Source organism: Dolomitihabitans soli (genome assembly GCF_022213955.1).
GTDB lineage: Bacteria > Actinomycetota > Actinomycetes > Streptosporangiales > Streptosporangiaceae > Streptosporangium_A > Streptosporangium_A soli.
In genome coordinates this window covers 179,445-196,556 of record NZ_JAKNTW010000011.1, presented here as the reverse complement: position 1 = coordinate 196,556, position 17,112 = coordinate 179,445, and the positions used below count along the sequence as shown (strand labels likewise).

The 17,112-nt window shown below is 69.1% G+C and carries 13 protein-coding genes; 8 read left to right on the top strand and 5 right to left on the bottom strand.

Going from position 1 to position 17,112, the window contains the following annotated elements; translation table 11 throughout:
* The first annotated feature begins 118 nt into the window (after nucleotides 1-118).
* Nucleotides 119-1,501, top strand: coding sequence for an SLC13 family permease (locus MBA17_RS24465; RefSeq protein WP_238498899.1), 1,383 nt, complete (start codon nucleotides 119-121; stop codon nucleotides 1,499-1,501).
* A gap of 473 nt (nucleotides 1,502-1,974) precedes the next feature.
* Here MBA17_RS24465 and MBA17_RS24460 read toward each other — a convergent pair whose 3' ends face one another.
* From MBA17_RS24460 to MBA17_RS24450, 3 genes are all read right to left on the bottom strand, one after another.
* Nucleotides 1,975-3,537 carry an alpha/beta hydrolase gene (locus MBA17_RS24460; RefSeq protein WP_238498898.1) on the bottom strand — a complete coding sequence of 521 codons (1,563 nt, stop codon included), beginning with the start codon at nucleotides 3,535-3,537 and terminating at the stop codon, nucleotides 1,975-1,977.
* Between the two features lie 131 nt (nucleotides 3,538-3,668).
* Nucleotides 3,669-5,123 (bottom strand): glycoside hydrolase family 43 protein, encoded by a 1,455-nt coding sequence (locus MBA17_RS24455; RefSeq protein ID WP_238498897.1) that lies wholly within the window; start codon nucleotides 5,121-5,123, stop codon nucleotides 3,669-3,671.
* 10 nt (nucleotides 5,124-5,133) lie between these two features.
* Nucleotides 5,134-6,534, bottom strand: coding sequence for a family 43 glycosylhydrolase (locus MBA17_RS24450; protein ID WP_238498896.1), 1,401 nt, complete (start codon nucleotides 6,532-6,534; stop codon nucleotides 5,134-5,136).
* Nucleotides 6,535-7,424: 890 nt separating this feature from the next.
* On the opposite strand from MBA17_RS24450, the gene MBA17_RS24445 reads away from it, so the two are divergent.
* The 3 genes from MBA17_RS24445 (at nucleotide 7,425) to MBA17_RS24435 (ending at nucleotide 8,844) form a co-directional block, all read left to right on the top strand.
* Nucleotides 7,425-7,838, top strand: coding sequence for a ribonuclease domain-containing protein (locus MBA17_RS24445; RefSeq protein WP_238498895.1), 414 nt, complete (start codon nucleotides 7,425-7,427; stop codon nucleotides 7,836-7,838).
* Nucleotides 7,839-7,845: 7 nt separating this feature from the next.
* On the top strand, nucleotides 7,846-8,232 hold the full coding sequence (locus MBA17_RS24440) for a barstar family protein (protein WP_238498894.1): 387 nt from the start codon (nucleotides 7,846-7,848) through the stop codon (nucleotides 8,230-8,232).
* 141 nt (nucleotides 8,233-8,373) lie between these two features.
* The gene (locus tag MBA17_RS24435) at nucleotides 8,374-8,844 is read left to right on the top strand and encodes a mycothiol transferase (RefSeq protein WP_238498893.1); all 471 of its coding nucleotides are present in this window, start codon (nucleotides 8,374-8,376) and stop codon (nucleotides 8,842-8,844) included.
* A gap of 284 nt (nucleotides 8,845-9,128) precedes the next feature.
* Here the strand turns inward: MBA17_RS24435 and MBA17_RS24430 are convergent, their stop codons facing one another.
* A complete protein-coding gene (locus tag MBA17_RS24430) occupies nucleotides 9,129-10,280 on the bottom strand; it encodes an ROK family protein (RefSeq protein WP_238498892.1) in 1,152 nt (383 codons plus the stop codon).
* A 383-nt stretch (nucleotides 10,281-10,663) separates the two neighbouring features.
* Between MBA17_RS24430 and MBA17_RS24425 the strand changes: the two genes are divergently transcribed.
* Nucleotides 10,664-12,208, top strand: coding sequence for an alkaline phosphatase D family protein (locus MBA17_RS24425; protein ID WP_238498891.1), 1,545 nt, complete (start codon nucleotides 10,664-10,666; stop codon nucleotides 12,206-12,208).
* Nucleotides 12,209-12,220: 12 nt separating this feature from the next.
* Entirely contained in the window at nucleotides 12,221-14,179 is a 1,959-nt protein-coding gene (locus MBA17_RS24420) for an NPCBM/NEW2 domain-containing protein (RefSeq protein ID WP_238498890.1), read from the top strand.
* Between the two features lie 220 nt (nucleotides 14,180-14,399).
* Here the strand turns inward: MBA17_RS24420 and MBA17_RS24415 are convergent, their stop codons facing one another.
* Entirely contained in the window at nucleotides 14,400-15,068 is a 669-nt protein-coding gene (locus MBA17_RS24415; protein WP_238498889.1) for a GntR family transcriptional regulator, read from the bottom strand.
* A 95-nt stretch (nucleotides 15,069-15,163) separates the two neighbouring features.
* Here MBA17_RS24415 and MBA17_RS24410 point away from each other — a divergent pair, with 95 nt between their 5' ends.
* Together MBA17_RS24410 and MBA17_RS24405 are read left to right on the top strand one after the other, a co-directional pair.
* Complete coding sequence (locus MBA17_RS24410; protein WP_238498888.1) at nucleotides 15,164-15,595, top strand: VOC family protein; 432 nt, start codon at nucleotides 15,164-15,166, stop codon at nucleotides 15,593-15,595.
* A gap of 410 nt (nucleotides 15,596-16,005) precedes the next feature.
* Entirely contained in the window at nucleotides 16,006-17,091 is a 1,086-nt protein-coding gene (locus tag MBA17_RS24405; protein WP_238498887.1) for a cellulose binding domain-containing protein, read from the top strand.
* Nucleotides 17,092-17,112: the final 21 nt, after the last annotated feature.

Below are 17,112 nucleotides of genomic sequence, written 5' to 3'. Positions count from 1 at the left end.
CGCCAAATCGGAATCCTGATTTCACATTCCGGAAACAACTCCCTGGCGCCGGGGACAGCGAGGCAGGCCTCGCACACAACGATCCGAAGATCCTTCCCCCCCGATCCGGGAGGCTTCCTTGTCCGTAGAAGTCATCTCAATCCTCTTCCTCGCCGGAATCTTTCTCCTGGCCACGGTGCGGCCCGTGAACCTCGGCGCCCTCGCCATCGTCGCCGCCTTCGTCCTGGGCATCTCGGTGCTCCCAGGGGCGGACATCGGAGAGAAGACCGACGCGATCTTCGCCGGTTTCCCCGGCGACCTGTTCGTCGTCCTCGCCGGCGTCACATTCCTCTTCGCCATCGCCAAGAACAACGGAACCGTCGACTGGCTCGTCCATGCCGCCATCCGCGCGGTGGGCGGCCGCATCGGCCTCATCCCGTGGGTCATGTTCTTGGTCACGGCCTGCCTCACCGCGATCGGCGCCGTGGTGCCGGCGTCAGTGGCGATCATTTCCCCGCTGGGGATGGGCTTCGCCGCCCGCTACAAGATCAACCCGCTCATGATGGGCTTGATGATCATCAACGGGGCCAGCGCGGGCGGCTTCTCGCCCATGAGCATCTTCGGCGGCATCACCAACGGCGTGGTCGCGAAGGCCGGGCTGCCGGGCAACCCGACCCTGCTGTTCTTGGCCTCGTTCCTGTTCAACCTCGCCATCAGCCTGGTGGTCTTCTTCCTCTGGGGCGGCCGCGAGCTGCTCGGCCGCCGTGTCGACGACACCGGTGGCGGGACCGTCGAAAGTGGTGGGGGCACCGGCCGCCCAGGCGGCGCAACCCTCTCCGCCACCTCGGGCTCGGGATCGTCGGGTGGAAGCGTCGCGACTGCGACGATCGCGCCGAACGGCGCGGCGGGGACGGCCATCACCCTGGACCGTGACCGGATCCTGACACTGCTCGGCCTGGTCGGCCTGACCGTCGGTGCCCTGTTCTTCGACCTCAACGTCGGCCTGGTCGCCATCACCGTGGCCGCGATCCTGTCGCTCATCTCACCGGCGTCCGCCAAGGACAGCGTCAACCAGATCGCCTGGCCCACGGTGCTGCTGGTGTGCGGCATCGTCACGTATGTCGGCGTCATGGAGAGCATCGGCACCATCGAATGGCTGGGCAATGAGGTCGCCACCATCGGCGCTCCGTTGCTGGCCGCGCTCATCATCTGCCTGATCGGGGGCGCGGTGTCCGCCTTCGCCTCCACCACCGGCATCCTCGGCGCGCTCATCCCGCTCGCCGTGCCCTTCCTCACCGGTGGCAGTGCCGTCGGAGCGGTCGGTCTCATCGCCGCCCTGGCCATCTCCTCCTCGGTCGTCGACTCCAGCCCGTTCTCGACCAGCGGAGCACTCGTCGTCGCGAATTCGCCGGAGGACAAGCGAGACGCCGTCTACAAGGGACTCATGCGGTGGGGCTTCAGCATGGTGCTCCTCGTTCCGCTCGTTACCTGGGTCATCTTGGTGGTGCCCGGCTGGCTGTGAGCACAACGCGTGCCCGAACCGCACGTGCCCTCTCGGGACTGCGCCGGCTTGGAGGGTGTCAACACTCGGGACGCGCAGGAGCATCTGGCGGCGCCTCGCCACCTTGGCGGGGAGGGCCGTCGGGGATGTCGCCGGAGTGCGGGCGATGCCGGTGGCTCCCGAGGCGGTCACCCAGTTCCACAGCGACAGGGCGGCTTGATCATCTAAAATTTGCTGCTGACCAGCAGTGTTGCGACGACTCCTTGAACCAGGGCAATACACCAGCGACGCCTACGCGGAGCTGGCCGAACGGCTCGGTGTCCGGTTGCCGGTGGGCCGGACCGGTCAGTGCCGGGACAACGCGCCGGCCGAATCGTTCTTCTCGACCTTGAAGGGCGAACTGCTCGGGCATCGTCCCTGGCCCAACCGGACTACCGCACGCGGCGCGATCTTCGAATTCATCGAAAGCTGGCACAACCTGCTTCTTCGGGCGTCTAGCTTGGTGAGCCCTTGTTTCCCGAGTTCGGCAGCTCCTGTTCGCAGGTGACGCCATGCTTTGGGGGCTGATCGTTGATCAGGTATTGCGCGACTGGCCGGCGGATGCACTCCTCTGTGTTGGACAGGTAGGCGGTGTGCCCGTCACCGTCGTAGGTGAGCAGGACACCGGACGTTAGCTGGCCCGCCAGGCTCTGAGCCCACTTGTAGGGGGTAGCGGGGTCACGGGTGGTGCCGATCACGAGGATCGGAGGGGCTCCAGTCGCGGTCAGGGCCCTGGGTTGCTGGGTGGTTCTGACCGGCCAGTAGGCGCACGGCAGCCACGACCATGCCAAGAGGGAGCCGAACCGCGGCGCGGCCTTCTCGGCCCGGTCGGCCAGGTTCTGAACCGCCGCGAGATCGGCAGGGTACGGCTTGTCGATGCAGTTGATGGCCTGTATCGCCCCGCTCAAGTTGACTACCTCCGGCTCATTGCCGAGCTTGAACAGGCCGGTGCCGTCACCGTCGTCGATCGCCTGTGCCAAGCTCTGCCATAGCGTGGGCCAGGCCTGCCAGTTGTAGAGGGCGTTGGAGATCCCCGAGGTCACTCCATCGTCGTCTACTGGGGTGCGGTCGCCTTCTCGGTTCTTCAAGGGCTTGCGGTCGGCCTGTTTCTGTAGGTCGGAGACTTTGTTGACCGCTTGGTCCACGCTCCCGGTGCCCAAAGGACAGCCGGCGAACCTGACGCAGTAGGCGGCGAAGGAGCGCAGTGCCGTCTCGAATCCCTTGGCTTGATCAAGGAGGAGTTCCCCGCCCGTCAGTTTCGGATCCATGGCGCCGTCCAGGACAAGGGCCCGCACGTTCTGTGGGAACTGGTCGGCGTAGAAGGCGCCTAGGTACGTGCCGTACGAGAACCCGATGTAGGTCAGTCGCTTGTCCTTGAGCGCTGCCCGCAGCACATCCATGTCGCGGGCGGCGTTGAGCGTGCCGACGTACGGCAGGTTGGCGCCGGACCTGGCCTGGCAGGCTGCCACGAACGCGCGTACGAACGCGACTTGGGCGTTGATCTCGGCGTAGGTGATGGGCGGGTCGGCGAGGGCGCGGTGCGCCGCCTGCCGGGAGTCGAGACAGCGCACCGCTTCGCTCTCCCCCACACCGCGGGGGTCGAATCCGACGAGATCGAAGCGATCTCGAAGTGCCTGGCCGAATGCCTGGCTGGAGGTTCGGATGAAGGAGACGCCGGATCCGCCGGGTCCTCCCGGGTTGGTCACCAGTGAGCCGATGCGGCGGGTTTTGTTTTTCGCGGGCAGCCGGATGACGGAGATCTTCAGCTGGTGACCCTCGGGATCGGCGTAGTTCCGTGGCACCTTCAACGTGGCGCACTGAAAGCCCTCTTTGCAGTCCGACCATGACAGTTTCTGCTGGTAGAACGACTCAAGGCCGACTGGCGGTCCTGCCTGCGCCGTCGTGCTCTGTGCGCTGGTGCACGCGACCGCGAGCATTCCCGTTGTTGCGGCTATTGCTGCTTTCCGAAATGCGATCACCGGTTTTCCCGCCCATTCTCCCCATTTCAGGCGAATCATTACGCTATGTGATGCACGTACCCATACGGCCGTCTTGCATCCGGACGATTTTGGGGGATGAGTCAAAATATTTATAAGGGGATGAAGGGATTATGGGGCGCAAGCGCGCAGGGTGAGGAGGACCGGCAGGGTTATGTCGTCGCGCGGAAGGTGGCGTCGTTGCGGCCTTCGGCGTTGGTGATCGGGTCGAGCCGGAGCAGGTAGTTGTAGTGGCGGAGGTACCGGTCGGGATGGTTGTACGACTGGAACGACGTCCACGACGCGTTGGCGAGCCCGGCGACCTGGCGGAAGGTGGCGTCGGCCGCGAAGGTGGCGGTGCCGTCGTCGGGGGCCAGGGCGAAGTCGAAGTTGTAGTGCCGCAGGTAGTAGCCGGGGAAGTTCACCGACGCGAACGACACGGTGCCGGAGCCGCCGGCCAGTCCGGGCACCAGCCGGAACTGCGCGTCCTGGGCCGGGCTGACGTTCGCGTCGATGCGCACGTCGAGGTTCGCGTGCCGGACGTAGCGGTCCTGGAAGTTGTAGGACTGGATGCGGTTGATCGGCACGGTGGCGCCCCAGCGGCCGAGCACGCGGCTCTCCTCGGCGGCGGTCAGGTTGAGGATGGAGCCGTGCCGCTTGCGATTGAGCCCCATGCCGTAGTCGGAGCGCGTGCGGAAGTTCTGCGTGCTGCCCAGGTTCGTCGAGGTGATGGGCATGTAGCCGCGGCCGGTGGCGAACTGGTCGAGCCACAGGGCCCACTCATTGCGGCCGTTGAACTGCGCCCACATGGGGCCTTCCACGACGTTGCCGCCGCCGGTGCCGTTGGAGATGCCCATGTGCGACAGGTTGCCGAGCGTCGTCCAGGAGCCCAGGATCGAGTTGGCCGCCTCGATCGTGATGTGGCCGTCCGCGGAGGCCCGGTAGTACCGGTAGCCGCCGACGCTGCCCGGCACCTCGATGATCTGGGTGTCGATGATGCCCTGGCCGCCGCCGCGCTCGATGTAGAGCTGCGGCGCGGTGAAGCTGCGGAAGTCGCTGGTGCGGGTGTACCAGATGCGGTGTTTGGTCACGCCGTTGCGCGGCGAGTTCGTCGCCCAGTACAGGACGTAGTCGCCGGTCGCGGGGTTGTAGATGGCCTCAGGCGCCCAGGCGTTGCCGGCGCCGGGGATGCCGCCTGCCACGTTGATCAGCCATGGGGCCGACCAGTTCACCAGGTCGCGCGACTCCCAAACGACGAGCGAGGTGCTGCCCCGGTTGGCGGCGTCGCTCCAGGAGGTGCCGCTGGCGATGCGCAGGTCCGTGGCGACGATCCAGTAACGGTCGCCGGCGGGGGAGCGGACGAGGGCGGGGTCGCGGACTCCTCGGGTGCCGATCGTGGAGCGCAGGACCAGTTGCCCGTTGTTCAGGTCGGTCCAGCGCAGTCCGTCGTCGCTGTGGGCGAGGTAGATCTGCTCGCCGTTCGCCGACTCTCCCACGAAGTGCGCCATCAGGTATCCGGTGAACGGTTCCAGGGCGGCCGCCTTCTTCTCGCTGAGCGCCGACAACGACGTGAACACCAGGCAGGCGGCGGCGAGCACCGCGCCCAGCCGGGATAAGAGCCTCGGCATGCGTGTCTCCTTAGAGAGTGGGAACGATCGGGCGGATGGTGCCGTCGGCGTTGAACTCCATCCGGTCGATGGCGGTCTCGCGATTGGTGCCGTTGCCGGCTGGTACGGCGAAGCGGTGGTAGGCGACGTACCAGGTGTCCGTGCCGGGCGCGCGGACCACCGAGTGGTGGCCGGTGCCCTTGATGCCGGCCTCCAGCCGCTTCTGCAGCACGACGCCGCGCTTGGTCCACGGCCCGAGCGGTGATGCGCCGGTGGCGTAGGCGACCCGGTAGTCCTCGCTGCGGGTGTCGTTCTCCGACCACATGAAGTAGTAGGTGCCGTTGCGCTTGAACACGAACGGCGCCTCGTTGTAGCCGGACGGCGTGATCGTGCGTACCTGTGCCGGATCGAACGAGATCATGTCGCTGTTCAGCGGCACCACCCGGGCGACGCCCTGCCCCCAGTACAGGTAGGAGCGGTCGTTGTCATCGGTGAACACCATCGGGTCGATCGCCTGACCGCCGGAGAACTGGCCGCTGGTGATCAGCGGCCGGCCCAGTGCGTCGCGGAACGGGCCGGTGGGGGAGTCGGCCACGGCCACGCCCAGTTGCTTGGCGCCGCCGGCCAGGCCGCCGCTGAAATAGAGGTGGTACCGCCCGTTGCGGGCGGCGACCGCCGGCGCCCAGGCCGAGTCGTCCGCCCAGGACACATCGGGCCCGTGGTCGAGGATCACGCCGTGGTCGGTCCAGTTCACCAGGTCGGAGGAGGAGAACGCCTTGTAGTAGGTGCCACTCCAGCCCGAATGGCCGTCGGTCGTCGGATAGAGGTAGTAGCGGCCGTTGAAGGTGGCGAGGTGCGGGTCGGCGAACAGGCCGGGGATGACCGGTCCTCTGTTCGTCTTGGGCGTCCACGGCGTGGTGATCAGGAACGAGCTGTCGGCCCGGAAGGGCGCGGTGTCCTGGTAGGTGTCCAGCCACAACGCGAAGTCGCGGTGCCGGATGCGGCGGTTCGGGTAGTTGTACGAGGCGAGCGAGACCGAGCCGGCGGCCGAGCCGTCCGCCGCGCAGAACGTGGCGTCGGCCCGGAAGGTCGGGTCGCCGGTGTTGGCGTCGACCCGCAGCCGCCAGTCCTGGTGTCGCAGGAACCGGCCGTCTTTGGCCTGGAACGAGAAACAGGCCGGTGAGGCCAGGCCGTTCATGACCGTGAAGGTGGCCTCCTGCTTGGTCTGGACCGTGCTGCTCGAGGTGACCGGGTCGAGCCGGCCCAGGGCGTCCAGGTGCCGCACGTACCGGCCCGGATAGTTGACCGACTCCAGCGAACGGGCGCCGTACGGCAACGCCGCCGCGTACACCGGATCGGCCGCCACCAGTTCGCCGCTGAAGATCACGAGCGAGGCCATGCCGGTGAGCAGGATCAGGGATGGTCGGGCCACGGGCGTCCCTTTCGCTGGTTAGCGTTCACATTGAGCGGGCCGGACCGGCGCGAACGCGGCGTCGGCGATGCCGGCGTCGAGGGCCGGAAGGCGACGGCCACCCCAGCGGTCTGTGACAGCCCGCAACGGCTTACGGGTGAGGAGGGCATCAGACGGCACTCCAGGAGCTGTTAGCGCTAACATTTCTGCGCCCAGAGGCCAGGTGCGCCAGGCTTCGATGGTTGAACGGGTGCGGCTGGGCGTTGTTACGGGCAGTGTGATCGCTGGCATTGCAGCGGTCAATACCCCAAACGCATCGGGGCCTGTGCGACTGACTGTCCCGCAACGCCCTCTTGACAATGTCGGTGCGAGCGTTTTCACTCGGCTGCAACGCACCGGCAACGTGAATGCGACTCGAGCGACCACGTCACTCGGGTTGCTCATGAACCCCACGATCTACGCGGGTTGACCTTGCGAGGGAATGTTAACGCTCACATCTGGAGATGGCTGATGCGCCGACGTGATGCGCTGCCGCGGCACGGGCAACACATTCCTGGCAGGGAGGCGCTCTTCCGCTCGAAATCAGGTCCCGTGCTCCACGAAGATCAGAACGTAGGTCCGCCGGAGCAGCACCGTGTCACCTCGGCCAGGAGGGCCGGATGCCCCCGGGATGAAGCTTTCATCGCGTCCGCGATGAATCTCCGCCCGGACAGCGGCTGCTGTACGACGGCACGATCGAGCTGACCCCGGGCACGGACTTCGTACGGAGCGCGCCGGAGGGGACCCCGCGTCCTACTCTGGTGAAGCTGGCCGACAATTGTTCACCATTCCTTGGCATTGTTCTTCTTTGTCTGACCCGAGACGAACAGCGATCATGACAATGTCCGTCACATCCCCCGCAAGGAGGCTCCGTGCACGCTCCCACGCGTCCTCGACCCGCCTGGCCCGTCCGGCTCACCGTCATCCTCGCCGCCCTCATCTCCCTCATCGGCCTGGTCGGCGTCGCCCCCGCCAGCGCGGCGGTTTACGACTCCTGCACGATCTCCCGCTGCGCCGACGCCCGCTCGGCCAGGTCGATCTGGGCCTCCAAGAGCTTCCCCACCGCCTCCGGCTGGTACTCCTGGCCCGACGGCCGCTACAACTACACGGGCGGCCGCTTCTACAACCGTGAGGGCCAGCTTCCCAGCGGCGCCACCTACTACGAGTACGACGTGTACTCCCGCTCACGCGGTGCCGCGCGGGACGCGTACCGCATCGTCGTCAACCGCAGCACCGGCACGACGTGGTTCTCGCCCAACCACTACACCGACTTCTACCGTCTCTAGGACCGCCATGAGCTCCGCCGCACGTCCGCTGCCGCGCTGGCTGACGCTGTCCACCGGCCCGGCCCCGGCGGTGGTGGACGGGCGGGCCTGCCGGACCCGCGCCGCCTTCTTCGAGGAGGTGGCGCGGGCCCTGCGCCTGCCCGGTTATTTCGGCCGCAACTGGGACGCGCTCACCGACTCCCTGCGCGACACCGACACCGACACCGATACCGCCGCCGTCGTCCTCGTCGTGGAGCACGCCGAGGAACTGCTGGCCGCCGAGCCCCCGGAGCAGCTCGCCGTCCTGCTGGCCGTCCTCGCCGACGCCGCCAAGGCGGGGCTGACCGTGACGCTGTGCACCGACCCCCGCCACGAGTCCCAGCTCCGTCGGCGCGTCACCGCCGCGCTGACCTGAGCCACGGATGTCCCATGGGCACCTTGACGACCGCGCCCAATCGATCCGCAAGTCCTGACGATTGCTCTCAGGCAGAACTCGGAGCGCCCGGGATCCACCCCGGGGAGCGCGTCAACTCCGGGTCCAGGGCAGGAGCCATATGTGATCACCGATGACGACTACCTCTACTACGTCGACCGTGCCCTGGACGGGATGGCCGGCATCGTCGCCGGCCTCGGCGACCGGCTCGCCAACGCCAGACCGCCGTTCCCCGGCGCCAACTCGCCCTACGCGCTGCTCGCCCACTGCCTGGGAGTGGTGTCGTACTGGGCCGGGGCGCTCGTCGCGGGACGTGAGGTCGTCCGCGACCGCGACGGCGAGTTCGCGAGCGCCGGCCCCGTCGGTCCGCTGCTGGACAGCGTGACAGCGGTACGGGCCAGGCTCGCCGAGGACGTGCGCGCGGCCGTTCCCGCCGCCCGGCTCCGCGGCACGCCACCCGCGCACTTCCTCGGCCCCGACCGCGAGCTGACCCAGGGGGCGGCGCTGCTGCACGTCTATGAGGAGCTCGCGCAGCACCACGGTCAGATGGAGATCCTGCGCGACGTCATCCTCGCCCGGCAGCATGCGGGGTGACGCCGTGAACCGCCTGCCCGCCGACCCGTTCGAGGCCATCGACGTCGGACGGCTGCGCTCGGGGCACGGCGTCAAGTGGGGCTTCCTGTCCCCCGCACCACCGGAGCGTGGGTGGCCGACATGGACTTCGGCGTCCCGCCCGCCGTACGCGAGAGCATCCTGCAGGTCACGCGGCGGACTTCGGCTGCCCCTATCAGCGTGGTGGGAGTGCTGCATGTGCGGTTGATCGGCCGATGGCGATGGCGCGGGCTCGGTGATCACCTGGCCCGGGGGGACCGGTCGCGTCAGCGGCTGAGGGGCAGCGGCCCCGCGTCGGGGGTGAAGAACCGGCGGCCGACATGCTCCACCGCGTGGTCGATCGCGCCCACCACCACGCACTCGTCACCCAGCGTCGAGGCCCGTATCTCTGGGAGACGGACGCAACGCCGTTCGAGCCGGTCACGCAGCGGCGGCAGGAGCACGTCGGCGGAGCGGGAGAACCCGCCGCCGAGGACGACCATCTGCGGGTCGAGCAGCAGGACCATCGCGGCGGTGCCCACGGCCAGGTCGTCGACGTAGCGGCCGACCGCCTCCAACGCGACCGGATCGCCGGACCGGGCGGCGGCCAGCGTGTGGCCGGCGGCGTCCTCGGGCGGGGTGCCGGGCGGTACGGCGGCGCACGTGTTGAGGTGCTCGGGGGCGTCGAACCAGCGCAACTCCGGCAGCAGGGCGACCTCGCCGGCGGCCACGCCGAATCCGCGGTGGACCTTGCCGTCGATGATGAGACCGGCGCCCATGCGCCTGCCGACGTGGAGGAACACCACGTCCCGGGCATCGCGGGCGACGCCCCGCCGGAACTCGGCAAGCGCCGCGAGCCGGCTGTCGTTCTCGACCAGGATCTCGCACGGGAACATCTCCCGCAGGCGGCCGGCAAGGTCGAGGCCGGTCCACGCCGGGACGGCCTTCGAGAGCGCGATACGGCCGTCCGGAGTGATCACGCCGGTGCTGCCGGCGGCGAGGGCCCACAGGTCGGCGGGGTTCTTGCGGCTGGCCGCGAGACAGCCGGACACGGCGCGCTCGATGGCGGCCAGGCGTTCGTCCAGCGGGGCGTCCGGCTCGACGGGCTGCCGGGTCTCGGTCAGGACATGGCCGTCGAGGTCGGACAGCGCGGCCCGGACATTGTGCCCGCCGATGTCGACGCCGACGAGGTGGCCGCTGTCGGCGCGGAAGCGGTAGCGCCGGGCCGGTCGCCCCATGGTGCCGGGGCTCGGCGGCACCTCCTCGACCCAGCCGAGCGAGGTGAGCTCGTCGACGACCTCCTTCATGGAGGGGCGCGACAGCCCGGCCCTGTCGGCGAGTGCCGACAGGGTGAGCGGCCCGGCCGCACGCAGCGCCCTGATCGCGGTCAGCGAGTTGAGCTGCCTGAGCCGGGACAGGTCACCGCCGCGTAGGTCCACCAAACCGTCCGTAATGTAGGTCTCCTTTGTAACTGCAAATTATGCCAGTGTCCAGCAGCTGTCCATACCTCCTTATCTTCCTGCATATACAAGAGAACTGCCCATTGACCTCCGCGATTGCCCACTGCTACTAATGAAGCCTTCCTTCGTAAGTGAGATGAGGAATGCAGTGTCGTTCGCAGACATCGGTGAGGTCAGGCGCGCTCCCGGCGAGGTGCGGGTGTTCGAGCACGGCTGAGGGTGCCGCATTCCCGCTGCCCGTCACCACCGGCTTCGAGGCCAAGTTCAGCGAGATGTACCTCGGCAGGCTCACCCCGGAGCAGGCCGTAGACCAGGCAGTTGCCGCAGGCAACGCCAGCATTCAGTAGGGAGCCCCCCAACCCATGATCACCCGGCGTGCGTTGTTCGCCGGGGGCGCGAGCGCGGGACTGGCCGCCGCACTGGGCAGCAGCCCCGTGCAGGCGGTGGCCCGTCGTGCCCCCCTGTCCGACCCCTTCCAACTCGGCGTCGCCTCCGGCGAGCCCACGTCCGACGGCGCGGTGCTCTGGACGCGTCTCGCCCCCGACCCCCTCGCCCTCGACGGCCTCGGCGGCATGCCCGCCCGGCCCGTCCCCGTCCAGTGGCAGATCGCCAAGGACGAGAACTTCAAGCACGTGGTACGCCGCGGCACCGAGATCGCCCGACAGGAGGAGGCGCACAGCGTCCACGTGGAGCTCGGCGGCCTCAACTCCGGCGCCGAGTACTTCTACCGCTTCCGCGCCGGCAACGACATCTCCGACATCGGCCGCACCGTCACCGCGCCCGCACGCGGCGGCCGCGGCCGTGAGCTCAACCTGTCGTTCACCTCCTGCGCCGACTACCAGACCGGCTGGTTCACCCCGTATCGCAGGATGGCCGAGGACCAGCCCGACCTCATCGCCTTCCTCGGCGACTACATCTACGAGTACGGCGACTACAAGTACCCCGTGCGCGACCAGGCCGGCGGCGAGTGCCTCGACCTGGCCGGCTACCGGCTCCGGCACGCCCAGCACAAGGCCGACCCCGAGCTGCGGATGGCGCACGCCATCGCCCCCTGGGTGGTGGTCTGGGACGATCACGACATCGAGAACGGCTGGGCCGGAGACATCCCGGAACAGCCCGACCCGCCCTTCCTCAAGCGCCGCGCCGACGCCTTCCGGGCGTACTACGAGAACATGCCGCTGCGCCGCGCCCAGAAGCCGGACGGCTCGTCGCTGCGCCTGCACCGCACCATCCGCTGGGGCGCCGTCGCCAACCTGCACCTGCTCGACACCCGCCAGTACCGCGACCTGTACGCGTGCACCGGCCGCAGCGGCACCGTCGGTCCCGACTGCCAGGAGCGTTTCGCCCCCAATCGCACCATTCTCGGCCAGGAGCAGGAAGCCTGGCTCGACGGTGAGCTGAAGGGTTCCGAAGCCACCTGGGACCTGCTCGGCCAGCAGGTGTTCATGATGGAGATGGACTGGGTCAACGGTGCGGGCAAGGGCTACTCCAACGAGGGCTGGGACGGCTACGTCGCCTCCCGCGACCGCCTGGCCACCGCCATCGACACCCACAAGCGCAACGCCGTCGTCCTCACCGGCGACGTGCACTCCCACTGGGCCGGCGAGATCAAGCGCGACTACCGCGACCCCGAGTCGAAGTCCGTCGCCGTCGAACTCGTCACCACCTCGGTGACCAGCGCCGGCAACGGCCTGGACGAGTACCCCAACACCCAGGACCTGCTCGCGGAGAATCCGCACGTCAAGTTCTTCAACGGCCGCCGCGGCTACGTCCGCGCCCGGATCAGCGACCGCGAGATGAAGGTCGACTTCCGCTCGCTGGCCCGCGTCACCGAGCCGTACGCCCCCGCCTACACCTCCGGCTCCTTCGTCATCGAGCCCGGCGTCCCCGCACTCAACCCGACCTGACGGGAACCCCTCATGCGCACCGCACCGGCCGCCCTCGCGGCGGTCCTCCTCGCCATGCTCTCCGTGCCGTTATCCGCCTCCGCCGAGGCTCCTGCCGAGGCCGCTGCCGAGGGGCCGCCGATGGGCTGGAGCAGCCGCTCGCTCGGCTGCTCGGTCTCCGAGGCGTCCGTACGGCAGGCCGCCGACGCGCTCGCCCCTCTCGCGCCGCTCGGTTACCGGTACGTCATCCTCGACGGCTGCTGGCTGGCCCCGCAGCGCTCGGGCGGCGCCCTGGCCGCCGACCCGGCCCGCTTCCCCGGCGGCGTCGAAGCCCTCGCAGAGTACGTCCACGGCAAGGGACTCAAGCTGGGCCTGAGCATCTCGGCCGGCACCAAGGCGTGCGCCGGCGGCGGCCCCGGCTCCTACAACGCCGAGGCCGCCGACGCCGCCCAGATCAAGGCGTGGGGCGCCGACTACGTCAAGTACGACTGGTGCACCATCCCCACCGGCGACTTCCCCGGCCAGAACGTCCAGCAGATCGCCCAGACCCTCTACCCGCGGATGCGCCAGGCGCTCGGCGACGGCGTCGTGTTCGCCATGAACAACGAGGACGGCAGCACCGTCCCCTGGCTGTGGGGCAAGGACGCCGGCACCACCACCTGGCGGACCAACGTCTACAACCGGCCCATCGCCGACAACTATCCGAACATGGTCGACATCTGGGAGTTCAACCAGCTCCGCGCCGAGTACGCCGGTGCCGGAAGCTGGGCGGACCCCGACCTGATCCAGGCCGGGCTCGGCGGCATGACCGACACCGAGTACCGCGCCCAGTTCTCCCTCTGGGCCATCAGTGCGGCGCCGCTGATCCTCCAGGCCGACCCCGCCAAGGCGCCCGCGGCGATCGTCGCCGACCCCGACGTGATCGCCGTCGGCCAGGACCGGCTCGGCGCGCACGGCACCCTCATCGAGTCCGACGGCTGGTACCACGTGCTCGCCAAGCCCCTGGCGAACGGTGACCGGGCCGTCGTACTGTTCAACGAGAGCGACCGGGCGGCAACGATCTCCACCGACCTCGGTCCGGGCCGCCATCGCGTCGAGGACCTGTGGACCGGCGCGGTGACCGGTACCGACGGCGTCCTGTCCGCGCAGCTCCCCGCGCACGGCGCCGCCATGTACCGGGTGTCGGACGGCCGGGCCCAGGTTCCGCTGGTGACGTTCGAGGTGGACCCGTCCGTCCCCGGCGACGACCGGCCCTCCGTGCTGGAGCCCGGTAGGAGCGGTGAGATCGTCACCCGGGTGACCAACACCGGCGCCACCCGCACGCTGCGCGATCTGACCGTGACGCTGGCCGTACCCAAGGGATGGCAGGCCGCCGCCCGCACGCCCGCCACCACCGGCCGGCTGCGCGGCGGCGAGACGTTCACCGTCACCTGGGCCGTCACCCCGCCGGCCGACGCGGCCCACGCCGACCACGAGCTCACCGCCGCCGCGGCCTTCGACGGCGGTCAGGTGCCGGGGGCCGCGGTCGTCAGAATCGCCCGAGCGCCCGGCTCCGGCACCACCTACCTCAGCGACCTGACCTGGACCTCCGTCAAGAACCACCTCGGCCCCGTCGAGAAGGACGCCAGCAACGGCGAGGGCGGCGCCGGGGACGGCCGCCCGCTCACGATCGAGGGCGTCCGGTACGCCAAGGGGCTCGGCGCACACGCGCCCGCCGAGATCGAGTACTACACCGCCGGCCGCTGTGCCGCTGTCGAGTTCCTGGCCGGCATCGACGACGAGGTCGGCGGGGCAGGCTCCGCCCGCTTCGAGGTGTGGGTCGACGGCGGCCGCGTCGCCCACTCCGGTCTCATCACCGGCGCCGGCCCCGCCGCGAAGGTCACCGCCTCCGTCGAGGGCGCCCGCCACGTACGGCTGGTCGCCACCAACGGCGGCGACAACGCCTACTCCGACCACGTCGACTTCGCCGACGCCACCATCACCTGCCGCTAGGGGAAACGCTCATGATCGCGCCCGAGCCCGTCCAGCACCAGGCCGGGCCGGGAGGCTTCGTCATCATGCGGATTCAGACCGCGTCAGGGCAGTACAGCTAGGCGAGGTGGCCGCCCTGGCCGCGGAGCTGGATCGGTCCTGTGATCGGCGGTGATCCGCCGTCACGCCATCGAGGCGATCGAGCGGAGCCACGGCGCCGCTGATCTCGACGAGGCCGAGGTCAGCGGTGGCCGCCGGGGTCGGTGAGTACGTCGAAGGCGTGGCGGCGGTGGGTGGCGAACAGTTCCAGGGCGTCGCCGATGTCGCGGGCGCGCAGGGCGGCCGCCAGTTCGCGGTGCTCGCCGGCGATGTGCGACAGATAGCCCTCGGAGCTGAGGCCGATCCTGGTCAGCAGGAACAAGTGGACTTGGGAGCGGATGGCCTGCCAAGCCTCCTGCAGGCGCCGGTGCCCGGTGGCGGTGTACACGGCGTCGTGGAAGGCGATGTCGCGTCGCACCATCGCGTGCTCGTCCTCGGCGTGTTCCATGCGCTGGGCCGCCTTCTCGACCGTCGCGAGGACCTCGTCCGAGGCGTGGGTGATCACCAGTCGGACGGCGAGCTGTTCCAGCGCGCCGCGCAGACTGTCGAGTTCGGCGACGTCCTCGGGGGAGAGCGTGGTGACGGTGGTGCCGCGGTGCCAGGTGCTGCGGACCAGGCCCTCTTGCTCCAGCCGGAGGAGTGCCTCGCGTACCGGGCCGCGGCTGACCTCCAGCGCGCCGGCCAGTTCCACCTCGCGCAGTTGCGCCGCAGGAGCATAGACCCCGGCGAAGATGGCCTCCCGGATGCGGTCCGCGACCTCGTCGGCGAGGCCCCGGCGGCGGGCCGGTGTCACCCTGCCCTGTTCACTCATGACCTGAGCCTCTCATGGCCGCGCCCTGATTGCCTTATTGTCGTAATGTTAACATTGCTACACCTCTCTGGCGTTTTAGGAAGGAAGTCCTTGCCATGACCGTTCTCGACTCCCCGATCCCGCGGTTCCACCTGGCCATGCCGGTCGACGATCTGGCCGCCGCGCGTCACTTCTACGGCGAGGTGCTGGGCCTGGAGCAGGGCCGCAGCGCGGACACCTGGGTGGACTGGAACCTGCAGGGCCACCAGTTCGTCACGCATCTGGGGCCGGGCCGCGCCCGGCGGATTCACAACCCGGTCGACGGCCACGACGTCCCGGTGCCGCACTTCGGCCTGCTCCTGGCCGTCTCGGAGTTCCACCGGCTCGCCGACCGGCTCCGCGCCGCAGGCACCGCGTTCGTCATCGAGCCGTACGTGCGCTTCGAGGGACAGGCCGGGGAGCAGTGGACGATGTTTTTGCTCGACCCCGCGGGCAACGCCCTGGAGTTCAAGGCGTTCGCTGACGACTCCCAGGTCTTCGCCGTCTGACGGCGAACACCTGCCACCCGACGACGTCACGCCGAACGCGCCGGCCTCCCGCGGCTACCAGACCTCTCCGGGATGCCAACCGGCCCTGTTCCACAACGGCGGAAGATCATCCGTCCACATGCCGGCCTGACGATCTGCTGATCACCCCGTCAGGCCGGCGTGCACGCCGTGAGCGCCTCGCGCCAGCTCACGGTGGAGAACCGGCTGAAAGTTTCAGTGCCGCTCTGTCCTTTGTCCGAGGTCGGCGTGGGCGTCCCGGTTCCCGGCCGCAGGGTGTTCTTGCGAAGCGCCCCGGTCGGGCAGATCGTCTGGGAGCGCTCCCACTGGCTGGGTTCAAGGCACACCTGCTCACTTGGAGCCAACCCGGCGGGGATTCACGTGACGTCGATCGTCTCTGGCAGGAGTCACCCATGATTCGCGGATCCCACCTGTACGCCTTACTCGCCGTGTTAGTCGCGGCGGTCTTCTTAGGGGCCGCTCTGCCCGCGCTGTCGGCGGCGGCGGCGCCCGTTCGCATCATGCCGCTCGGCGACTCCATCACCGCCGGACCAGGCTGCTGGCGCGCCCTGCTCTGGAACCAGTTGCAGACGACCGGATACACGAATATCGACTTCGTCGGCAGCGACCCCGACGGCGGCTGCAACTATGGGTTCTCCTACGACGGCGACAACGAGGGTCACGGCGGTTACGCCGCCACCGGCATCGCCGACCAGAATCAGCTGCCGCCGTGGCTGAACGCGGCCAAGCCCGACATCGTCCTCATGCACCTGGGCACCAACGACATGTGGGGCGGCTTCATCCCCACCAGTACCGTCCTGGCCGCCTACACGAAGCTGGTCGGCCAGATGCGAGCGCACAATCCCACCATGAAGATCATCGTGGCGCAGATCATCCCCATGAATCCGTCCGGTTGCGCCACCTGCGCGGCCAGCGTGGTGGCGCTCGACAACGCGATCCCGGCCTGGGCCGCCGGCCTCACGACCGCACAGTCGCCCATCGTCGTCGCGGACCTGTGGACCGGCTTCAACACGGCCACGGACACCGGTGATGGGGTGCACCCCAACGACGCCGGCTTCCGGAAGATGGCCGACCGCTGGTACCCGTCCGTCAAGAAGGTGCTCGACGGAGTGATCCCGCCGACCTCGCCCAGCCCCTCGCCGTCTCCGTCCGTGACCCCGCCGCCCGCCGGCGGCCGGTGCACCGCCACCTACCGGGTGATCTCCCAGTGGGGCGGCTCCTTCCAGGGCGAGGTCACGGTGAAGAACGACTCGCCAAGCGCGGCCTCCGCCTGGACGACGACCTTCACCTTCGCCAACGGCCAGCAGGTCCGCGAATCGTGGAACACCACACTCACCCAGAACGCGGCCACCGCCACCGCACGCAACGTCGCCTACAACGGCAGCCTGCCGGCCGGTGCGTCCACCACCTTCGGCTTCATCGCCACCTGGAACAACACGACCAACGCGCCACCCCAACCGAGCTGCACGCTCAGCTGAGCCCATCGGCCCGCAGACGCC